Here is an 18,351-nt window from a genome sequence, read left to right as displayed (position 1 = left end):
AATGGGTTGAGACCGGCGCAGATCCAAGCCGAACGTCTGGCGATCGGCTATCACGGCCGAGCCATCCTCACGGACATATCGCTGAAGATCGCTGCGGGCTCGTTCTGGGGCATCGTCGGGCCCAACGGGTCGGGCAAGACCACCCTGGTGAAGACGCTGGCCGGCATCCTGCCGCCCGTTGATGGGCGGCTCGATCGTCCGCCGGGGCTCCGTTTCGGCTACGTGCCCCAGCGCAACAATCTGGACGATATCTTCCCGCTGACCGTCCTGGACGTGGTGCTGATGGGGCGGTTTCCCAGGATCGGGATCGGGCGGCGAGTGCAACAGGCTGACCGCGACTTGGCCGTCGAGTATATGCGCCAAGTCGCGGTCGACCACCTCACCGACCGGCCGTTTCGCCTTCTCTCGGGCGGCCAAAAGCAGCGCGCGCTGATCGCTCGAGCCCTCACGTTCGAGCCCGATGTTCTGGTATTCGACGAACCCACGACTGGGATGGACCTCTCGGGTGAGCTGGAAATGATGCAATTGATTCTCGATCTGCATCAGCGGTCGGGGCGCACCGTACTGATGATTACTCACGATTTGAACTTGATCGGCAACTATGCCGAATCATTGATCGTGGTTCACGAGGAACAGGTGATGACCGGTGCGGTGTCGGAGATCATGCGCGACGAGACCCTGGGGAGGATCTATCGCCAGAACGTCCACGTCCACAGCATCCACGGCCGCACGCACGTCTTCGTGCATGGCCACGGTCGGCACGACAATACCGGGGGGCGCGGGTGAGTATTTGGGAGGCGTTGCCGATCCTCCAGAACGGTCTGGCGGCGTGTGTGATCACGGCGTTGGTCTGCTCGTTCCTCGGCGTGTATGTGGTGTTGAAGCGCGTGGTGTTCGTGACCGCCGCCCTGTCACAGACGGCTTCCTTGGGGATTGCGGGCGCGATGTTCCTGGGAGTGGTGATCGGCGGTGTCGGGCCCGACCACGTCGGTTCGGTGTGGCCGATCGTGGCCGCGGTGGCTGCGAGCTGCGGACTGGCCGCCGTCCTGGCGTTCCAGCACGCCGAGCGTCGCCTTACGCGCGAAAGTTTGCTGGGCGTGGCCTATATCGTACCCGCGGGCATCGCCTTGCTGCTGCTGGACTACGTCGGAGGCGCGACGCACGACATCGAGAATCTGCTGTTCGGGAACGCGGTGTTTGTCTCGACGGCCCAGGTGTTGGTGTTGGCGCTCGTGGCCGCTTCGGTCCTGGGTTTACACGCGCTGTTGTATAAGGAGTTTGTCTTTACTGCGTTCGACCTGGAGACAGCGAAGGCGTCAGGAATGCGCACGATGGCGCTCAACCAGGCGCTGTTCGCCTCCATCGGGCTAACGATCGCGGTGACGATCAGCTCGGTGGGCGCGTTGCCGGTCTTCGCGTTTATGGTCATTCCGTCCGCTGCGGCGCTGCTGATGACCCGGCGCCTCGCGCAAACCTTCGTGCTGTCGGTGGCCATCGGGGTGGCCGCCGCACTGGTCGGATTCTATGCCTCATTTCAATGGAGGCTCCCGACCGGTCCGGCCATGATCGCCGTCGCGTCCGCGTTTCTCCTACCCGGCGTGCTAGCGAGGAGGCGCAGCGGATGAAAGAGCGAAATCCACATGTTTGGCTATACAGCCATCACAGTGTTCATCCACAGACCAGGAGTTTCTTGCGACGGCCTTGCGAGTGAGCCGATTGTGTAGTGGCTCTCTCTGACGTATCGGCGCGATGGCTGCGGCATGACGACTGGCTTGCCCCCTGAGAACGCTCACCCGTCTTTTCCCCACTTCGCCACCTAAACGCCCTGTTCTAAGTCGCCAGAATCAGCGACTCCTTGACCGTATCCGGTGCCTCGGTGGAGGTCCGCTGAAGCGTAGGCTTGCCTCCAAAACAGGGGAGGCACCGTATGGGAAGGGGCACCGTCTGGCTGTTGGCAGGGGCGGCGATCAGCTTTCTACTCATGGCCGATGCGGGTAGCGCGCAGGCCTGCCCCGGCCGCGTCTTCAACCCCGTGACCGATGTCGACTGGATGGGCGTCTTTCCGATCAAGATCGGCGGCATCACGGTCGCGAGTTTCGATGCCGAGGACACCGAGACGGTCGGCACGTCGCCGATTTGTTTCTGCTCCGACCGTCCTCCTCCGCTCAACGTGCTCCCCGGCATTCCCGTGTCCTTCTGGGAGCCAGTTCGCTTGATCGAGGTCGTGCGCGATCCGTACTGCTTCCCCTCGCTCGGCGGCATGGATCTCTCGCCTACGATCCAGGGCTTCGGCACTAACTCCGGCACGCAGGCGACCGACGAGCACCACGCGTTCTATCAGGTGCATTACTACACGTACCCGTTGTTTGCGCTCCTAGAACTCGTGCTCGATTTCGGCTGCCTGGAGAATACAGCGTTCGATCTCGCGTACGTCACCGAATTGGATCCGCTCTGGAACGTGCCGGAGCTTGCGGCTCTGCTCACGCCCGAGACGTTTCTCTTCGCCAATCCCGCCTCGATCGCCGCGTGTGCGGCCGACTGCGCCGCGGCCACGGCGGGCTTTCCGCTGGACGGCCTCTTCTGGTGCGAGGGGTGCTGGGGTGGGGTGTACCCGCTCAACGGCGCGCTCTCGGCGGGGAATGCGAGTCCGCAGCAGGCCTCGGCCCTGATCGCAAGCCGGATGTTGTTCAAGCTGCATCGCGAGGGCTTGCTCTGGGGAACGGTCGGGGTTGATGGGCTTTGCCGGAAGTACCCCATGCCGATCATGCGCAAGAGCCAGTACAAGCTGCAGCTTGCGTACCCCAAGCGGGGGCGCGTATTTCCCCTTGGCCGCAGTGACATCGCCTGGGGCGTGGGGGCGTCGTTTCCGGTCGCGGGGGAGGACTTCGTGTACGTGGTGTGGAGGAAGCGTGACTGCTGCGTTCTGTAAGGTGGGGCTCGCGCTCTGGGCTTCAGTCTTCATCGGGCCGTCTTCCGCGCTGGCCGCGGACCGGCTCTATTACTTCTGGTCGTTCTCGATGCCGGAGGCGAGCCTCAAGGCCGCGCTGGCGGACGGGGAGAAGGTCGGGCTCGTCGCTGTGTTGCGCGGACTACCCGAAGGATCGGCCAAGATGTCGCTCGGCCGCCTCAAGCGGCTACTGGGGAATCACCAGACCGAAGTCCTCATTGAGCCGCGTCTCTTCACGCTGTACGGCATCACCGCGGTTCCGACCCTTGTGTACGCCGAAGGCGTCGATCCCTCATGTGAGATCTGCGGGTTGCCGCCTCGACACGCGATTGTGACCGGCGACGTCCCGCTGGCCTCGGCGCTGGAACACCTGGCCCGCGAGACGCCGTCGGTCGATCGGTTACTTGCCAAGCTCCGGCAGGGATTCTATGAGCGGTGACGCACCATGATCGTGAGATGGATCGCCACGATCGCGTTGTTATGCCTCCCGCTTCCGGCCTGGGCGCAGAGCACAACGTTTGACGAGGCGATCCAAGAGGGCCAGGCCTTCGGTCAAGCCCAGCCGCAAGGCCAGGACGCCGCAAGCGGGCTGATCGATAGCGCGATCCAGAACCAGACGATCCCCGGGATCACGCCGCAAAGCCAGTCCGACGCGGCCGCGCAGGGAAGCTTCTACCTCGATAACCCGAGCCAGCTCGACCTCCAAGGTCAGGGCGCGCTGTCCACGACCGAAGGCGGCCTGTTCCTCGGCCAGTCGTACAACCTTCGTTCCCGGTCGGTGATCGCAGCAGATGATCCGTTGATCACCGGCAGCCAGCAAGCCGCGAGCGGCACACAAGGTTGCATCACGCAACGGGTGTGCACGCAGCCGACGAGCCAGGTCGTGAGCACGACGCAGCCGGTGACGTGCTCGATCGAGTACGCGGAGACTGCCGGTCAGTGTACGTATCCGCTTCCTCAGCCGGGCATCGTGTCGGGAAGCGGGAACTCGGCGGTCTGCACCGATCATTATCTCTATGGGCGGGTGTTTCAGCCCGACGCGACCACGGTGGACGTCCAGGTTCTGGACACCTCTCCCAGCGGGTCGCCGCACTGGAACTGCGGTGGGCCTGGATCGGGCCGCGGGGCTGATGACTGGCACACACTCGGCACGATGACGCTGCCGGTGCCATCCATTGGGATGCAGGTGTGTTTCTCCGCAGTGGGCGGCGGTTGCAGCGGCACCAGCAACGTGTGTGTGTCGGGCGTCGGGCAGACGGTGAACCTTGCTTCGTGCCCTCCGAGCGGGGCACAGTCCGTCCGCGTCTCGTATACGGCCACGATCAGCACCACGCCTCCGCCCCTCGATCCCGCGACGGTCCAGGCCGCGTGCGGCAGCTACATGAACGACCGCTGCACTCAGGTCAACGAGCAATGCGCCGCGACCGACTGCACGCGCTCATACGTCTGCGCCGACACCAGCCAGGTGATCGACGGCTGCGCGACCTACCGGAGCCAGGGTTGCACGCTCCAATCCAACGCCTGCTCGCTGACCAACGCCTACAGCCAGTGCCTGGCGCAACAAGAGAATTATGCCTGCGCGACTCAGACGATCCAGGAGGGGTGCGCGCAGGAAAGCGTGCAGGTGATCTGCCCGGACAGTCCAACTGGCATCCGGTGTCTGGACCCGACCGACTGCGCGGACACGACCTCCGTCCCTAGCACGGACATGGCACTGGCGACGAGCCACATCGCGAGCCTCAACGCGATCGAGGACGATCACACCGCCGATCCGCTCGTCATCTTCGCCGGGACCGGGGAAAGCTGCCGGCGAACGCTCGGGAGCGGGATCACGCGCGACTGTTGCGCGCTGGACACCGCCTTGCTGGGATGCAACGCCAACGAAGAGTTGCTGCAGACCCATCGGCAAAACGGGCAGTGCGTGCAGATCGGCACGTACTGCAGCCGCGACGTCAACTTGCTCTTCGGCAGCGTGTGCGTGGAGCACACGACTAGCTTCTGCTGCTTCTCCTCGAAGCTCACGCGGATCATCCAGGAGCAAGGACGGCCGCAGCTTGCGATCGGGTGGGGGAGCGCCCAGAGTCCGGATTGCCGCGGGTTCACACCCGAGGAACTGCAGCGGATCAACTTCCAGGCCATCGACTTCAGCGAGTACTCGTCCACGATCGTGGCCAATCCGCCGGATCCCGCGCAGTTGAGCAGCCAGGCCCAGGGTTCTCCAGCGCTCGTACCCGATCCCACCAGCGTGCCGCCGGCATCAGGCAGCATCAGCAACACGCAGGTCCAACAAGATTTAGACCAGTTCTTCCAGACGCACCTGCCATGAGATCCGTGGTACTCGGAATCGTGGTGTTGATCGCCATGGCCCAGCTGGCCAGCGCCCAGTCTGGCGTGTTCTTCGATCGGAGCCGCGACGGGTGGTTCTGGTATCTGGAGCATCGCTCAGTTCCGCCACCCAAAAAGCCAGCTCAGACACCGTTACCTCCGACCGTGAAAGCGATGCGTGAACGCGCTGAGGAGTTGCTCGCTCGGGCGATCGAGGAGCCGACCGAGGCCAGGGTCGTGGCCTACATGGCGTTCCAGCAGCAGCTCACTCAGCGGTCGGAGCAGTTCGCGCGGGTGTGGCAGCGTGTGCTGTGGCAGCACCCGGAGCTGGACCCCACCGTGACCGAGCCGGTCACCGCGGCCGCGCTGTCCCCAGTCCAAGCGGATCGGGTCCGGCGGCAAGACGCCGCGCTCTCGGATCTCGCCAGGACGGCGGGGCTGTTCTATTTCTTCTCCCGCCACTGCCCGCTCTGCGAGGTCCAGTCGCCGATCCTTGCCGCATTCGCCGCGGCGTACGGATTCCGAGTGATCGCGGTCAGTCTGGACGGTGCGCCGGATCCGGTGTTCGAGCAGGCGAAGGTGGATGATGGGGCGGCGGAGAAGCTCGGTGTGACGCAGGTCCCGGCGGTCTTCCTGGCCCGGCCGCCGTCCGACGTGCTGCGCGTGGGGACCGGTCTTCTGACCATGGAAGAACTGAGTCGGAGAATTGTTCGACTGAGCGAAGCCAATGAGGAGATGAATGAAGAGGACATCGATGACACGCTGGCTGCAATGGACGATGGTCGGGGTACTTTGGGGGCTTCTGTGGAGCACGCCAGCTTGGGCCGATCTGCAGCAGCAACTGAATGAATTGGCGGATTCGCTCGGCGTGATGACCGCCACAACGACGCCGGGGGCGTACGAGGGCCAGACCCGCGGCTATCTCACGGGTGGCGGTATGTCGCTGCGGTTTCCGCAAGCGTCGCTGGATCTCGCCTCGATCAATCTGCCGAAAGTGCGGGCCGGTTGCGAAGGGATCGATCTCTATCTGGGCGCGTTCTCGTATATCAATACCGACCAACTCATCGCCAAGCTCAGAGCGATCGGCAGTGCATCGCTGGGCTATGCCTTCCAGCTCGCCCTGGAGGCGATCTCGCCGCAGATTTCCGGGATCATCAAACACTTCGAGAATGTGACCGAGCGGATCAACAACCTCAATCTCTCGTCGTGCCAGGCGGGCCGAGCGCTGGTGGATGCCACGGGTCTGCCGGAGAAGATCCGCTCCTCCCAGATCGGCCGATGCACCGGCGCGCGCACGGCCTCGGGGGCCAGCCCGGACTACAGCGCGGCCCGGCAGGCGTGCGCCGCCGACCCGAGCACCGGCGTGGTGGGCGATGCCGAGGATCAGGCCCAGGGCAGGCGGGATCGCAACTACCTCTGGGAGGCGCTGAGCAACCTCAATGGCGTGGATGAGCCCTCGCGGGAGTTAATCCTCTCGGCACTGGGTACCGTCGTCGCGGTGAATGATCAGGTCGTCACGTGGCCGCCGATCGTTTCCTTCGACCAGCTCGTCGATGGCGGGAACATCACGCGCTACGACTGCACGGTCGACTGCCTCGCGCAAGCGACCGTTTCCGAACCCACCGCCACGGGTCTGACGGAACTGGTTCGCCAGCGCTTGGAAGGGATCCTGGACCGGGTCCGGACCAAACAGACGTTGAATGCGGCCGACATCGACCTGGTCTCGGCAGCTCCCTTGCCGCTCTACCGGATGGTCAACGCGCTATCGACGCTGACGCCCGCGGTGGCGGACAGCTACCTGGCGCAGTGGGCCGAGCCACTGGCCCTGCTCATGGCCCAGCACTGGGTGGACACGGCGGCGCGACAGGCCCGGCGCGCGCTGTCGGTCGCGAAGGTCGAGAGCGCGGTGCAGGAGGCGATCGAGGGGCAAATCGCCGAAGTGCAGGATGACATCCGGACGCGCGTGCAACGGACGCGCTTCGTGATGGACTCGATTCGCGTGGAGGTCGAGATGCTCGAACGGGTGGAACGCGCCATGATGCGCAATCTCTCAGCGCACGGACTCGAAGCCGCTTACCAATTCAGCCGTACGCCAGGACCCTAAATGGTCTACGAAATTCACACCTATGGCGGCGGTGAGTTTCTCGTCACGATCCTGATCGCGATCAAGCTGCTCCTCGGCGGGAGTGCCTATCTCACGCTGATCAAGGCCATGGCCGTGCTCGGCCTGATCATCTTCATCGGCTGGATTGTGTTCTCGTTCCGGTTTCAGCTCTCTTGGTTGCTCTGGTTTGCGTTGGCGTATCTGGGGTTCTTCGTGCCCAAGGTCGACGTGTCCGTGATCGACCACCTGCGGCCGGCCGATACCCAGGTCGTCACGGGTGTCCCCGCTCTGCTCGGTTACGTCGGTCATCTGTCGTCGGCCCTTGGTGACGCCCTCACCCGGCTCATGGAGCAGGCCTTTTCGCTGCCGGGCGATATCGAATTCAGAACAGCAGGCTATGCAACTTCGCTTCATGTGGTGCGGGCGGGCCTGCTGGAACAGATTCCAGAGCCCTACGTGGCGGGCAGCGCGTCGCGGTACATTCGCGACTGCGTGCTGTACGACCTGCTCGACGGCACCAAGGCGGTCAACGCGGTGCTGACCAGCCCTGATCTCCTGGCGGCGTTTGCTTCCGATCATCCGAGCCGCTTTACCGAGACGCACATTGCCGGCGATGGGACGGAGATCCAGGGCACGCCGGAGGTCGTGACGTGCGCGGAGGGCTACAGCCGACTGACCGCGGGGCTCAACGCGGTCTATACCGGCTGGTGGGGGCGGTTCGTCCAGGCCCTGGCCGGTGCCAGGGGCTTACAGCCGGCCGCGGTGGACTCGGTCATGACGACGTCGTATCAGAGCCTGATGAATGTGGCCGCGACGCCCCAGGCCATTCTCTTTCAGTCGGCCATGATTCATAGCTTCGACGAGGCGATTCAGCTTCAAGCGAAGCTGACCGGATCTGACGCGTATCTCGTGGGGCTCACGCTGGCCCAGGCCCAGTACCAGCAACGATCCGCATTGTTCACGATGGGGCAACTCGCCCAACGGCTGTTGCCGGTGCTGCGCAGCGCGGTGGAGGGTCTGCTGTACGGCCTGTTCCCGCTCTTGATGCTCCTCCTCTTCACCCCGCTAGGCCCGATGGTCCTCAAGACGTATGGGATCGGGTTTCTGTGGCTGCAGTGTTGGGGGCCGCTCTTCGCGATCCTGAACCTGTTGACCGCGGTGCAGGCCGAGAGAATGTTGGCTGCCTACACGTCTGCGGGCATCACGCTCGCGACGTACCGGACGCTCGAAGTATTGACCGCGGATGGCCTGGCGATCGCCGGTGCCCTGTCGCTTGCTGTGCCGGTCATCGCGTGGGCGCTCGCGTCGGGAACGTTCGCGGGTTTGTCCCAGGCGGTCGGGTCCGTCACAGGATCGGCTCAGTCTGCGGCCGGGGCCGCAGCAGCCTCGGCTGGGATGGGCAATCTCAGTACGGGGAACGTGAGTCTTTCGAATCTGTTGGCGAACAAGTTCAATCCGGCAGCAGAATCGACGACCGGCATCACGTTCCGTGAATATGGGACTGTGGTCGATGGCGGCCACGCGCCAGCCCGCTATGGATACGTAACGCCGTCTGGCGGCGCAACCCAGCTCGCGGTGAGCAGCTTAGGTGGGGCGCTCACTGTGCAGGCCGGACGCCAGTCGAGCCAGGAACTCCGGCACGCGTACCAGGACACGTATCAGCGAGCGCAGGAGGCATTTCAAGTCGAGTCGGCGCAGTTTCATTCGGCGCTGACGCAGCAGGCGGAGCGCCACACCGCGGCTCAAAGCGAGCACAGCGTCGGGCGCACGGCCGAGACCGGGCGATCGGCGGAGGCGCAGCGGACGGTGGCGGCCGTGGACCGGGCGGCCAATCAGTTATCGGAGAAGTTCGGCTTCTCAGCCGACCAGGCGCGAACCATTGCCGAGCGGGCGCTTCTCGCGAAAGCAGTGGACCTCAAGGGCGGTGGAAGCCTCTCGGGTCCTTCCGGTTTGGGAGGCCGAGGTGTGGGATTCAATGTAGGGGCATCAGCCTCCGCCACTGGCATCAAGAACCAACATGAGGATGTTGGCGTCACCGCCAAGGAGCAGCAGGCTTTCGAACACGTGTATTCGGCGGTCACGGACCAAGAAGCGCGTGACGCCTACGCCGTGAACGAACAGGCGCGAACGAGTTCTCAGGGTCGCCACGGCCATGCCGCGACAACCGGGAGCCGGTTCGGCGTGAGTGCCAGCTCGGGGCAGGAAAGCCAGCGCAGTCAGGGGCTACGCGACCTAGTCTCCCAGCTCGCATCACTCTCCATTCAAATGAGAGAGAGCGAAGGCAAGTCCGTGACGCTTAATCAGGACCAGACCGCTGCGCTGGTGCGTCACATTAGCCGCGAGACAGGCAAGAGCGAGTCCTACGTCGCGACGAAGATCGGAGACGCGATGATCTCCAATTCGGCTGACCGTACTGCCATCGGGGACCGCAGTGTCGCACAGTGGGCGCAAAGCTGGTTTGACCAAAGCCGTCCGACGGAACAACTATTCGGGATAAAGGGCTTTCAGGACGAGATCAGCCGAACGATCGATACTGATCGCGGTGCAGTTCGCGATGCGGCGGGTCGGACGGAAGGCACCGTCAGCCAAGGGCAGGATCACACCAGGAGCGGCGTGGCCTCAGCGGGCGCATCGACGAGGCAACAGGCGCGGGACGTCCAGACGCAGGCAGAGCATCAGGCAGCGAGCACGATGGCGCGTGTGGATGCGGGTGAGAAAAACGCGGAGCAGGCCCAGGATTCGGTGGGGCAACACGGTGGGCAACTCGTAGGACGCGTACAGGAATTTCAACGAGGCACAGCCAGCCTGGCAGAGACTACTGCGGAAGGGATCAGAGATCTCAATCCGTTTCGCAATGAGCAGGACACACGGGTCAACAAGAGCAGAGAACGCCTTTTCGAGGATGCGACACCGCACCCCAACTTCTATCCGGAGTCGCGGCTGAAGGCACTCGATCGAGTCGAACGCTAATCGTTGCGGTCCCGATCGAGGAGTTCCTGACCGTAGTTCCAGTAGGCCTTTGTTCCTGGAATACAGGGATTCCGCTCGCGCTCCTCGTCCCAGTCGACAAAGCGAGCCCACGCCTCCTGGGTTGGGCGCTCGAGTGTCAGTAGTTTGGTGATTGTCACAATAAGGAGCCAACCCACGACAATCGCCGCGACTACGAGCAGGCCAGCGAGAAGGTCCTGATGAAGCAGCCAGCCGACAATCCATACAGCAACGATAAGCAGACCGAAAGTGGCTGCGAGCTTCCCCGCACGACGACGGAGTGCCCGCCGAGACGGAGCAATAGAGGACGCGGTAACCAACTTACCCATCTCTTAGCACCCGCCGTACAGCGTACGGTCTATTGGGCAACGAAATCAATGCCGCTTCGGGAGCTTCGGGAGCGAGCCCAGTAACTTTGACGCGACCCGACTGGCATCGGAACGGCTTCGAGCGCGACCGGTTTCGTTGTTCTCCAGGACGCCACCCTGGATGTGACGCGACAGGATGTCCTTGATACGCGGTGAGCGCTGATAACGCGGGATGGTGTCAAGCCATGTGATGATGTGCTGGTCACGCGCATTCCGCGGATTGAGATAGAGCTGAAAGGACATCCGTTTAGCCATGATAGAACCACGCGGCTTTGTGGTACCCGCGGACGTTAGCGAGCTGGGGATCGCTGACGAACACCATCTGCGGGAAGGCCTTGAGCAGGAGCGGTTTCAGCAAAAGGCTGCCACCGCCACTGCCGATTAGATATTCGATTGGTTCACTGCTCCAGCGTGCATGAATCCAAGAGACGATCTCTCCGGTGAGGCCTGTGAGTTCCGCGTCGAGTAGCGCCGCATCGAGTTCAAATCGCTTGCCCAGCACATGGATCGCGCCATCGCGAAGGGCCGTTTCGATACCCAGGGCGTCCCAGTTCCCCGGGTACCGGCTGGTGAATGTCGGGATCGCGGCCTGGTAGACCGCACTTATCGCAGTTTTCAGGCTGCCGGAGCCCTTCTGTACGAACTCGCCTTGGTGCATCAGGACGAAATCCGTGGTTTTGAAGCCGATATCCACGACGCCTACCCGCGCGTTGGCGTACCGCTCATCGACATTCCCCAGCGTGTCTTTGAAGATCAGGTCCATGAGCGCGCCATAGGGCTGGGGGACGACGGTCAGATGCCGAACGGCAAGACCCAGCATTCGGTCGCCCACCGTAATCGCGAAACGTCCTGAGAGCGTGTCCTCGATCACTGTGCGGTCGTCGAAATCGTCGACCGGCAGGCCGGTCACCACCGCGTACTCCTCGATCGACGACTCGGCCAGCAATGCGAGCGCGGTCAGAAACAGCACGCGATATTCCTGACTCTGCGTTCGGACCCGATCGAGCGTCGCGCGCGCGAACTGCCCTTGGCGCCGTGCAAGCGTCCCTACAAAGTAGGAAGCACCTTCGAACGTGACTGCCAGATGATCGAGGCTGCCTGACTGAGTGTCGAGGCCTGACCGAAACGCCAGGTCAACGGCCGGGCTGACAACGGATGGAAAGACCAGCGTGCTCGATTCATCACCCTGACCTGCATGAACCGGCATTGCTTTGGTGTAACCGAAGCCCACATCGAGTCCCACGTAGCGCATGATGGCCTCCCCACGCATTTTTCATGAAATGTTTCCTGAATTAGCGGGTCCGATTCCCCTCTATCGCGCCACTTTCATGAAATGTTTCCTGAAACCCGCCATGGACAACTCGTGATCGAAGCTCCCGCGATTTCGATCATGCGCTCGATGGCCGTGGCCGGGATCGAATGGAACCGCGCGTAGAACTCAACGACGACCGCCTTTCCGCTCCGCAGTTCTCCGCGGATCTCGATGTAGCTGAAATACAGGGACTGGTACTCGCGTCCGGTCTCCTGAGCCAGCGTGCGGAGCTGGTCCAATCGAGGGCGTTCCTGCCGCGTAAACCACTCCCGCCACGCTCGCCACGCGGCTGACGCCACCCGCGCCGCGGTCCGCACCTTCAGATTGAACTTGTGCGCGACCAGGCTCTTCCCGAACACCCTGGAGAACATCTTCTGGGGCGATGCCTCTGTCGAGAACGTCACGCCCCGGCGTTCGTAATCCGCTTCGATTTCCAGCAACAGGCGGGGGACGTGCTCGCTCACCAGGCTGTGCCGATCCTCTGCCGGGACGTAGACACGTTGCCGCGCCAATCCCCGAGCTCGAAGGAATTCTGCGATGTCCTTTGGGAGCCTCGACTTGCCCATCGTCTGATCCTTCGTCGTGCCAGGTTTTTGCCCGTCGCCCCCCCTGAACCATAAGGGCCAACCGAGTCGTCGGGCCTGCCATTTGCCGTGCCAGCTTCCTGCCCAATCTCCCCAGCGCTTTAGGCCCTCTGGTCTGCCAGGGCCAACCACCGTTTTGCTGCGTTCCACGGTACCGAAACGCTGGCACGCGATCTCGTCGCATTGCCGCCACATCTCTCGTCCATCTGGCGGACCTTCCGCATCGCAACACGTCCGCGGTGGGCTACCGTCAACGCGTGGGAAAACCAAAACCCCGAAAAATGAATTGGCCCCTGCGGGGTGGAGCGAGCCCCCGGCCCCTCCAGCCCTCCCCGGAAGGGGAAGGCATCCCGCAGGCCTCGGCCGTGCTGGGACGTGACTGGCGGCCGTTGCTTTGCGCCGCGAAAAACGAATCGCGCGTGGTCGGGACGCGAGGGTTGTGACGTCCTACGACGAGGGACGAGCGAAAGGAGGTGAAACCGATGGCGACCGTGATCTATGAGCGTGCGTTCGAGGTGGAGGGAATCGATGCCCGGGCCGTGATTGTGGACCACTCGCAGCCGGACCGGCTCGAGTTGCATTTCGGGATCACCGAGCGATCCCGCTCCGGTGGCCCGGAGGTGGTGACGTACCGGAACCAAGTGCAGCAGGCCTGTGCACAGGTCTCGCGGACCGTGCGGCGAGCCATTTGGCAGGACCTGTTTGCCGAGGCCAAGGCCGAATTGGACCGCGAAATCCGCATCGCGACCGATCCGCACCACGAGTTCGCGGAGATCGAGCGGTACTGAGGGGCGAAAAAGGAGTGGAGACGATCGTGACCAAGGGCACGGTGCCCTTGGAATCCCCTCACTGGAGGAGGACGCGCATGAACGCAGCAGCGGCGTTACTGGCGATGGATCGGTGCTTGAGAACGGTGACGTTCCGACGTGGCGATCACGTTCACGACGGGCAGGGACGGACCGGCACCGTCTTGTCCGGTCGGTTGGGGATCGATGGCCCGGTCATCGAGAACGAGTTTCGGATCCGTTGGGATGACGGCGACGTCAGTTGGGTCGCGGAGAGGAGGCTGTCATGGAGGATCGAGGGTCCCGAGACCGAACCGTGTGCGTCAGCGATGAGCTCGTCGATCGGTTAGGCGATCTGTACCAGAGGTACGCGTTCGAGATGACGTTCGTGGAATTTCTGGAGATGGTCATTGCCCGGATGGAAGCACGGTATGGGCCAACGCGCGCCCGCGGGGGCGAGCGCGCGTTCGTGGCGCTCGACGATATGCCCGACCCCGCGGCCCCAGAAAAATGAACGCGAGATGCCGTGGAGAAGGCGTCCGCCTTCTGATTCCCCACCAGCAGGAGGAGCCCCCATGGTGATTCGCACGCGTTCGATCCATCAGGCGCGCCCCGGCGACCTGGCGACGTATCGATGGGGCTCGTTGCGAGTGTTCGAGAACGGGCGGGTGTTCGCGCCATCCGAGGGGCTGCTCGCGGCGTACAAGGCGGGACGGGTCTCGTGGGATGGGTATGAGCGCCGGTACCGCGTGGAGATGGAAACGCTCGCTCAACGCTCGCCGGATCTCTTCCTGACGTTGCTCCGTCGTCCCGAGGTCACCCTGGTTTGCTACGAGGCGTTACCAGCCCGATGCCATCGCCGTTTGCTGGCGGCATTGCTGGCACGCATTGCGGGCGAACAGGGCGTTCAGGTGTTGCTGGACATTCAATAACTCACACAGGCACACAGGGAGGATCTGTCATGGACTACTGTCGAATCACGATGTTGGGCCGACTGACTCAGGACCCGGAAGTGCGCGCCACCCCAGGGGGGGCGGCCGTGGCCGGTTTCTCCGTGGCCATCAATCGCAAGTACCGCAAGGCCGAGACCGAGGAGATCGTCGAGGCCGTCACCTTTGTGGCGGTCCGGGCCTTCGGCAAGCACGCCGAGCACGCAGGCCAGTACCTGCACAAGGGCCGGCAGGTTCTGATCGACGGCGAACTGCGGCAGGACGAGTGGAACGACAAGGAGACCGGGGAGAAGCGCCAGCGGTTGTACGTGGTGGCGCAGCGGATTATCTATCTGGGGAAGGCGAACGGCCATGGCCCTGGACAGACGGCGGGCCAAGACAGCCCGGATCCGGGGGAGGCCGATATTCCGTTCTAAACTGGAACCGCATCCCGCATCCGTTTCTTCGATCCCTGATCAGCGGCCTCTTGTCCCAGAACACTGGACGAGAGGCCGTGTCGTGTCCATGGTCGTCGTCCTCGTCTCCTGACGTGGGGACGGTTCCTTCCCTCCTAATCCGAAAAACGACTTCGAATCCTGCGTGACAGGGGCGCCGCCCCTGACCCACCGATCAGCCAAGCAAGGAGGGAGCGCCAGTGTGCGATGCCGACGGAGCGTCTTGCCGAGATCAACCACTCCTTCGACCAGGGCGACGCGCGATCACGGTGGTCCGCATCCAGATGGTGCGGGAGGGGAAGTTTCCCTACGGGTCCAACGCGATCAGCCAGTCCTCGGACGCGGCCAAGCTCGTCCAGACCTATCTGGCCGGCGCCGACCGCGAATACTTCGTCCTCCTGCTGCTGGACGGCAAGCACCGCGTCAACGCGCTCAACGTGGTCGCGATCGGTTCGCTGACCGCGGCGCTCGTCCATGCCCGGGAGGTCTTCAAACCCGCGGTGCTCTCGAACGCTGCGGCCGTCATATTAGCGCACAACCACCCCAGCGGCGACACCGAGCCCAGCCGTGAGGATCGCGAGCTGACTGAGCGATTGGTCAAGGCCGGCCGGCTCCTGGGCATCACCGTGCTCGACCATGTGATCGTGGGCGACGAGCGCTTCTTCAGCTTCGCGGATCACCACCTGATTCCAGCGAATGGAGGATGCCTGTGAGCGCCAAGACGATGCAGGTCACGCTGCCGTGGCTGGAGTTGCCCAACGCACCTGCGGAGCCGATTCGCGCGGAGACCCTCCTGGCGGGCCTCAATGCCGAGCAGCGCGAGGTGGTCCAGCACGGAGAGGGGCCGGTCTTGGTCCTGGCGGTGGCCGGTTCGGGCAAGACCCGCGCGATCACCCACCGGGCGGCCTATCTCGTCGCGGTCCGAGGCGTGCCGGCCTCGCGCATCCTGTGCCTGACGTTCACCAACAAAGCCGCGGCGAACATGCGGGACCGGATCGCGCACCTGTTGGGCGGCCAACTCGGGGGCATGACGGTTGCCACGTTCCATGCCCTCTGCGTGCGGCTGCTGCGCATGCACCACGCGTTCATCCCGCGCAGCAACCGCTTCACCATCTACGATGGCGACGACGCGAGCGAGGTAGTGCGGCGCGTGGCCAAGGACTTGGAGGCCGAGGGCTACGAGCCCTCGCTGCGGGCCGACCTCGATCGCCTCAAACACCTCGGCGTGGCTCCGGAGGGAGACCTTGCCGGGGCGCTGGATTGCGGCGAGGTCCAGCGCGAGTACGTGGATCTGCTGCAGCGGGCGTATGCGCGCTACGAGCAGATGCTCGCGCGGTGCGACGCCCTGGACTTCGCGGACCTGCTCTTCGCCACCGTCCGCGTGCTGGAGCAGCACCCGCCGGTCTTAGCGCGCGTGCGGAGCCGCTACCAGCACCTCCTGGTTGACGAGTACCAGGACTCCTGCCCCTTGCAGGAACGCTTGCTCCGGCTGCTGGCCGCGCCCGGCTACAACCTGTGCGCGGTGGGGGATGACGATCAAGCGATCTATGCCTTCCGGCACGCTGACGCGAGCGGCCTCCTCACCTTCGAGCAGCGTTATTCGGGCAGCCAGATCCTCCGCATGGAGGAGAACTACCGCTCCACCGGCGCGATTATCGAGGCGGCGCGCCGCGCGATCGTCGCCAATAGGCAGCGCCAGCCGAAAACCATCCGCACGGCGAATGTTTGCGGCGAGCCCGTGCGTGTCGTCGGGTTTTCCTGGGAGGATGTGGAGGCGGGGTGGATCGTCGAGCAGATCCAGCAGGCCCGGGCGCAGGGCGTGCCCCTCGGTGAGATCGCGATTCTGTGCCGGGTGGCGTCGCTCTTCCGGCCGATCGAGCGTGAGCTGGCGCGGGCGCTGATTCCCTACCACCTGGTGGACGGTCTGGCCTTCTGGGACCGGCGGGAGATCAAGGACGTGTTGGCCTACTTACGCTGGATCCATAACCCCCACGACCTGGTGAGCTTCCTGCGCATCGCCAACGTGCCGCCGCGGGGGATCGGGAAGAAGGCGCTGGCGCAGATCGAAGAGCGTTTGAAGGCCGACCCTGCGCGGTCGCTCCCGGACGTGCTCCAAAGCCTGAGCCAGTCCTGTCGCCCGTTGCGGGCGTTACGGTTCCAGATCGAGGCGCTCCGCGAGGAAGCCCGCTCGGTCCCGGCGCTCATCGCCGCGGTACTCACGCGATTGGGCTACGAAGCTCACCTGCTCAAGGCATTTCCCGACGGCAGCCGGCGGCTCACGCACATCGAGCAGTTGCAGACGATCGCGGCGCGCGACGAGCAAGGCTCGGACGATGTACTGGGGGAGTTTCTCGCGCAGGCGGGCCTGGGGCAGGGCGCGGACGGGAGCCCGGCCGACGGCGTGCGGCTGATGACGATCCACGCGGCCAAGGGCCTCGAGTTTCATTCGGTCTTTGTCCTCGGCCTGGAAGAGGGCATCCTCCCGCACGCGCGTTGCCGCGAGACGATCGAGGAGGAGCGGCGGCTGCTCTACGTGGCCATCACCCGCGCCCGATCACGGCTGGTGCTCTCGTGGTGCCGCCGGCGCCTGCTCCAGGGGCGGGACATCAGCCACCCGCCGTCGTCGTTTCTGGAGGACATTCGTCCGGGACGATCGCGATGTGGGACTGAAGACGGGTCGGTGGTCTGGGCGAAACCAGGTCCCCGACCTCATGGCCTCTTGGCGGGAAGGTCACGACATGCAGATGGTCGCTGAGGCGATGAGGCTTTCCCACAGCAAGGTCACGCGCCACGACTTCTGCCCGCGCGCGTATCGCTATTACTACGTCGAGGGCTGGCGGCCGATCGCCAAGCGTCCGTCGCTGCTCTTCGGGGGCGCCATTGATCGGGCGCTGTCGGCGCTGTTCCAGCAAGACGCCGATCCTCTCGCCGTGTTTAGCGGGGCCTGGGAGGCGCTCAGGGGCGCCCCGGTGGCGTGGGGCAAGCGGCACACGTGGGAGGCGCTCCGCGACATCGGCGGCGCATTACTCGAGCGCTTCATGAAAGAAGAGCGACCCCGCTTCTCCGAGGTCCGGCCCGAGTGCGTGCAACGGCACCTCTCAGCCGAACTCGCTGGCGTGACGTTCATCGGCTACCCCGACCTGTACGCCCGGGTCGACGGCCTGCGCACCTTGGTGGACTTCAAGACCGCCCAGGCCTCGTACGACCCCGAAGAAGTCCGGCTCAACGAGCAGCTCACCGCGTACTGGTGGCTGCTGGAGGCCAACCACTTGCCGGTGGACCGCGTGGCCTTCTGCGTACTGCTCAAGCTCAAGGAACCGCGGATCGAGTGGCACTTCGCCACGCGCAGGCCCGAGGAGGTCGCCGAGTATCGCGACAAGCTCGCCCTCGTGGCGTCGGACATTGTCCGGGGGCGGTTTCCCAAGAAGACCTCCTCCTGCGGACAGTGGGGCGGGTGCGACTATCGGCCGCTGTGCCTGGGTGACGAGGCCGCGATCCCCAAGGACTTGGTGTTGACGGAGGAGATCACGGACGAAGAGGTCATCGTCTAGAGG

18 protein-coding genes are annotated in these 18,351 nt (G+C 64.1%); 15 read left to right on the top strand and 3 right to left on the bottom strand.

What is annotated here, in order from left to right:
* Positions 1 to 6: 6 nt before the first annotated feature.
* The 8 genes from AB1451_06985 to AB1451_06950 all read left to right on the top strand — a co-directional run bounded on the left by AB1451_06985 (position 7) and on the right by AB1451_06950 (position 10,346).
* Positions 7 to 786, top strand: coding sequence for a metal ABC transporter ATP-binding protein (locus AB1451_06985; protein ID MEW6682653.1), 780 nt, complete (start codon positions 7 to 9; stop codon positions 784 to 786).
* Positions 783 to 1,625: a metal ABC transporter permease gene (locus AB1451_06980; GenBank protein MEW6682652.1), complete on the top strand. Its 843-nt coding sequence runs from the start codon at positions 783 to 785 to the stop codon at positions 1,623 to 1,625. Before AB1451_06985 ends, AB1451_06980 begins: the two co-directional genes overlap by 4 nt.
* 302 nt (positions 1,626 to 1,927) lie before the next feature.
* Positions 1,928 to 2,929 (top strand): TraU family protein, encoded by a 1,002-nt coding sequence (locus AB1451_06975; protein ID MEW6682651.1) that lies wholly within the window; start codon positions 1,928 to 1,930, stop codon positions 2,927 to 2,929.
* Positions 2,910 to 3,386 (top strand): type-F conjugative transfer system pilin assembly protein TrbC, encoded by a 477-nt coding sequence (trbC, locus tag AB1451_06970; protein ID MEW6682650.1) that lies wholly within the window; start codon positions 2,910 to 2,912, stop codon positions 3,384 to 3,386. The genes AB1451_06975 and trbC overlap by 20 nt, the downstream gene beginning before the upstream one ends.
* A gap of 6 nt (positions 3,387 to 3,392) precedes the next feature.
* On the top strand, positions 3,393 to 5,273 hold the full coding sequence (traN, locus tag AB1451_06965; protein ID MEW6682649.1) for a conjugal transfer protein TraN: 1,881 nt from the start codon (positions 3,393 to 3,395) through the stop codon (positions 5,271 to 5,273).
* A complete protein-coding gene (locus AB1451_06960; protein MEW6682648.1) occupies positions 5,270 to 6,121 on the top strand; it encodes a conjugal transfer protein TraF in 852 nt (283 codons plus the stop codon). The genes traN and AB1451_06960 overlap by 4 nt, the downstream gene beginning before the upstream one ends.
* The gene (locus AB1451_06955; protein MEW6682647.1) at positions 6,027 to 7,376 is read left to right on the top strand and encodes a conjugal transfer protein TraH; all 1,350 of its coding nucleotides are present in this window, start codon (positions 6,027 to 6,029) and stop codon (positions 7,374 to 7,376) included. The genes AB1451_06960 and AB1451_06955 overlap by 95 nt, the downstream gene beginning before the upstream one ends.
* Positions 7,377 to 10,346, top strand: coding sequence for a conjugal transfer protein TraG N-terminal domain-containing protein (locus tag AB1451_06950; protein ID MEW6682646.1), 2,970 nt, complete (start codon positions 7,377 to 7,379; stop codon positions 10,344 to 10,346).
* On the opposite strand, the gene AB1451_06945 is transcribed toward AB1451_06950, so the two are convergent.
* The 3 genes from AB1451_06945 to AB1451_06935 form a co-directional block, all read right to left on the bottom strand.
* Positions 10,343 to 10,693 carry a hypothetical protein gene (locus AB1451_06945; GenBank protein ID MEW6682645.1) on the bottom strand — a complete coding sequence of 117 codons (351 nt, stop codon included), beginning with the start codon at positions 10,691 to 10,693 and terminating at the stop codon, positions 10,343 to 10,345. The two genes, AB1451_06950 and AB1451_06945, sit on opposite strands and share 4 nt — an antisense overlap.
* A gap of 286 nt (positions 10,694 to 10,979) precedes the next feature.
* The gene (locus AB1451_06940) at positions 10,980 to 11,975 is read right to left on the bottom strand and encodes a ParM/StbA family protein (protein MEW6682644.1); all 996 of its coding nucleotides are present in this window, start codon (positions 11,973 to 11,975) and stop codon (positions 10,980 to 10,982) included.
* 83 nt (positions 11,976 to 12,058) lie between these two features.
* Positions 12,059 to 12,610 carry a hypothetical protein gene (locus AB1451_06935; protein MEW6682643.1) on the bottom strand — a complete coding sequence of 184 codons (552 nt, stop codon included), beginning with the start codon at positions 12,608 to 12,610 and terminating at the stop codon, positions 12,059 to 12,061.
* 500 nt (positions 12,611 to 13,110) lie between these two features.
* On the opposite strand from AB1451_06935, the gene AB1451_06930 reads away from it, so the two are divergent.
* The 7 genes from AB1451_06930 (at position 13,111) to AB1451_06900 (ending at position 18,348) form a co-directional block, all read left to right on the top strand.
* Complete coding sequence (locus AB1451_06930; GenBank protein MEW6682642.1) at positions 13,111 to 13,416, top strand: hypothetical protein; 306 nt, start codon at positions 13,111 to 13,113, stop codon at positions 13,414 to 13,416.
* Between the two features lie 283 nt (positions 13,417 to 13,699).
* Entirely contained in the window at positions 13,700 to 13,927 is a 228-nt protein-coding gene (locus AB1451_06925) for a hypothetical protein (protein ID MEW6682641.1), read from the top strand.
* Positions 13,928 to 13,988: 61 nt separating this feature from the next.
* On the top strand, positions 13,989 to 14,345 hold the full coding sequence (locus tag AB1451_06920) for a DUF488 family protein (GenBank protein MEW6682640.1): 357 nt from the start codon (positions 13,989 to 13,991) through the stop codon (positions 14,343 to 14,345).
* A 29-nt stretch (positions 14,346 to 14,374) separates the two neighbouring features.
* Positions 14,375 to 14,779 carry a single-stranded DNA-binding protein gene (locus AB1451_06915; GenBank protein MEW6682639.1) on the top strand — a complete coding sequence of 135 codons (405 nt, stop codon included), beginning with the start codon at positions 14,375 to 14,377 and terminating at the stop codon, positions 14,777 to 14,779.
* A 218-nt stretch (positions 14,780 to 14,997) separates the two neighbouring features.
* The gene (gene radC, locus AB1451_06910; GenBank protein ID MEW6682638.1) at positions 14,998 to 15,510 is read left to right on the top strand and encodes a DNA repair protein RadC; all 513 of its coding nucleotides are present in this window, start codon (positions 14,998 to 15,000) and stop codon (positions 15,508 to 15,510) included.
* Complete coding sequence (locus AB1451_06905; protein ID MEW6682637.1) at positions 15,507 to 17,552, top strand: UvrD-helicase domain-containing protein; 2,046 nt, start codon at positions 15,507 to 15,509, stop codon at positions 17,550 to 17,552. Before radC ends, AB1451_06905 begins: the two co-directional genes overlap by 4 nt.
* On the top strand, positions 17,536 to 18,348 hold the full coding sequence (locus AB1451_06900) for a PD-(D/E)XK nuclease family protein (protein ID MEW6682636.1): 813 nt from the start codon (positions 17,536 to 17,538) through the stop codon (positions 18,346 to 18,348). Before AB1451_06905 ends, AB1451_06900 begins: the two co-directional genes overlap by 17 nt.
* The last annotated feature ends 3 nt before the right edge of the window (positions 18,349 to 18,351 follow it).

The organism is Nitrospirota bacterium (assembly GCA_040757335.1).
GTDB lineage: Bacteria > Nitrospirota > Nitrospiria > 2-01-FULL-66-17 > 2-01-FULL-66-17 > JBFLXB01.
Note: the sequence above shows the minus strand (reverse complement) of the source record. Positions and strands in the feature narration are given on the sequence as shown.